This is a genomic window from Allobosea vaviloviae (assembly GCF_001298265.1).
Classification (GTDB): domain Bacteria; phylum Pseudomonadota; class Alphaproteobacteria; order Rhizobiales; family Beijerinckiaceae; genus Allobosea; species Allobosea vaviloviae_B.
In genome coordinates, this window is the sequence record NZ_LGSZ01000087.1 from 1 (window position 1) to 2,486 (window position 2,486).

2 protein-coding genes are annotated in these 2,486 nt (G+C 65.1%); both read right to left on the minus strand.

What is annotated here, in order from left to right; all coding sequences use genetic code 11:
• Positions 1 to 142: 142 nt before the first annotated feature.
• Positions 143 to 871 carry an IS21-like element helper ATPase IstB gene (gene istB / locus AE618_RS25755; RefSeq protein WP_054211923.1) on the minus strand — a complete coding sequence of 243 codons (729 nt, stop codon included), beginning with the start codon at positions 869 to 871 and terminating at the stop codon, positions 143 to 145.
• Entirely contained in the window at positions 871 to 2,370 is a 1,500-nt protein-coding gene (gene istA / locus AE618_RS25760) for an IS21 family transposase (RefSeq protein WP_054211924.1), read from the minus strand. The genes istB and istA overlap by 1 nt, the downstream gene beginning before the upstream one ends.
• Positions 2,371 to 2,486 lie beyond the last annotated feature (116 nt).

A 2,486-nucleotide genomic window follows, 5' to 3' on the forward strand; every position in this document is an offset into this window, starting at 1 on the left:
TGTCAAACGGCGCGCAATGTTGCCCCCCGATCGGCGTCCAATATTGACCCCTTGATGAGCTGTGGCGGTCAGGAGGCGGCGCGGCGGAGCTGGTTTGGGTTGCACAGCCGCGCCGGCTCCGGGTCGTCGGCGCGTTGATCGCTCAGAGCCTGTTCTTGAAGCGCCAGCTCTCATTGCCGGTCTCGACGATGTCGCAGTGATGGGTCAGCCGGTCGAGGAGTGCGGTGGTCATCTTGGCGTCGCCGAAGACGGATGGCCATTCGCCGAAGGCGAGGTTGGTGGTGACGATGACGGAGCTCTGTTCGTAGAGCCTGCTGATCAGGTGGAACAGCAACTGGCCGCCGGACTGGGCGAAGGGCAGATAGCCGAGTTCGTCGAGGACGATGAAGTCCATGCGCGATAGATAGTCGGCCATGCGACCCTGCCGGCCGGCGCGGGCCTCGGCCTCGAGCTTGTTGACGAGATCGACGACGTTGAAGAAGCGCCCCCGCGCGCCGGCACGGATGCAAGCTCGGGCGATGGCGATGGCGAGATGGGTTTTGCCGGTCCCGGTGCCACCGACGAGGACGACATTGCGCTGATGGGCGATGAAGTTGCCGCCTGCGAGGTCGTGGACGAGCGTCTCGTTGAGCGGCGTGCCGTCGAAGACGAAGTCGCCGACATCCTTGGCGAGGGGCAGCTTGGCGATGGTGATCTGGTACTTGATCGAGCGCGCCTGCTTCTCGGCGATCTCCGCCGATAGCAGATCGCCGACGATGCGCTGAGGTTCGTGCTGGCGCTTCACCGCCGTGGTGATGATCTCGTCGAAGGCGGCCTTCATGCCGTAGAGCTTGAGCTCGCCCATGGTGGCGAGAATCTCCGAGCGTTCCATCACACGGCTCTCCTGAGGCTGTCGTATCGGGCGCAATCAGCGGCGGGCTCATGACGCAGGCGCAGCGCATCGGGCGTCATGATGGTGATCGCAGCAGCCGGCTCCCGGCGTCGGGCCAGGATGTTGAGGATGACGTCGGCCGAATGCACGCCCTGCTTCAGCGCCTCGGCGCAGGCGGCTTCGACCGCCGGTAAGCCGTCGCTCAGCACCGTGGTCAGGATATCGACCATCTGCCGGTCACCATCCTGCGCGGCCGCCAGCTTCCGGCGTACCCGATCCAGCGAAGCCGGAAGAACCCAGTCCTTGAAGGGCGCGCCATTGCGCAGGGCGCCCGGCTTGCGGGCCAGCACCGGCACATAGTGCCAGGGATCGAAGGTCGTCTGATCGCGGCCGTAGGAACGGGCGTGCTCGCCGACGATGCGGCCGTCCTGACGCAGCTCGATCCGATCGGCATAGGCGCGGATCTCGACGGGCCGGCCGATCGCGCTCGCCGCAACCGAGTACCTGTTGTTGTCGAAGCGGACCAGGCAGGTCTTCGATACCGCCGCCGGCAACGCATGGAAGCCGTCGAAGCGCCCGACATAGGGAACGAGACTCGGCCGCTCGGCTTCGAAGGCCTCCCAGATCGTGACATCGCGTCGCTCGGGATGGCGATGCGCCTTGGCATAGCTGATCACCTGATCCATCAGCCAGGCGTTCAGCTCGTCGTAGTTCTTGACCCGCAGACGCGGAGCGAAGAAGCGTTCGCGTACGAGCCCGACCTGGTTCTCGACCTGGCCCTTCTCCCAGCCCGAGGCTGGCGTGCAGGCGACGGGATCGACCAGATAGTGGCTGCACATCTGCATGAAGCGCCGGTTATAGGCCCGCTCCTTGCCGACGAAGATGGTCTCCACCGCCGTCTTCATGTTGTCGTAGATGCCGCGCGTGCAGGCGCCCTTGAAGAAGGCGAAGCCCCGGTCGTGGGCGTCGAAGACCATCTCCTGGCTCTCGCGTGGATAGGCTCGCACGAACAGCATGCGCGAATGGCAGAGCCGCAGATGGGCGACCTTCACCTTGGTCGTCACGCCGTTGATGACGACGATCTCGTGGCTCCAGTCGAACTGATAGGCCTCGCCGGGCGCGAAGCTCAGAGGAACATAGGCATCGGCGGTGACGGCGGACTGCTCGCGGCGCCAACCTCGCGCATAGCGGCGGACGGCATCATAGCTGCCCTCGTAACCCCGGCCCCGCAACTCCTCGAAGATCCGGATCAGCGTCAGACGCTCACGAGCCGGCTTGCCCTCGTTGGCCATCAGCAGCCGGTCCAGATCCGGACGCCAGGGCCCGATCTTCGGCTGCGGCTGAACCTTCCGCTCGTACTCGAACGACGTCGCGCCCGAACGCAGCACCTTGCGCACCGTGTTCCGCGAGACGTGAAGCTCGCGGACAATCTCCTTGATGGTCTTCCCCCGGACCGAAAACTCGCGCCGGATCCGCGCAATCGTATCCACGCCCTTCATCCCCCGCCCGCCCGTCTGAAACCAGAACGGACAGTCTCACCGAAACCGGCTCAAGGGGGTCAAAGTTGGACGCCGATCCCCCGCCTCAAGGGGTCAAACTTGCACGCCGAAACAGA

Coding starts and splice junctions, on each gene's coding strand:
- istB (WP_054211923.1), bottom strand. CDS start 871: ATGGAACGCTCGGAGATTCTCGCCACCATGGGCGAGCTCAAGCTCTAC.
- istA (WP_054211924.1), bottom strand. CDS start 2,370: ATGAAGGGCGTGGATACGATTGCGCGGATCCGGCGCGAGTTTTCGGTC.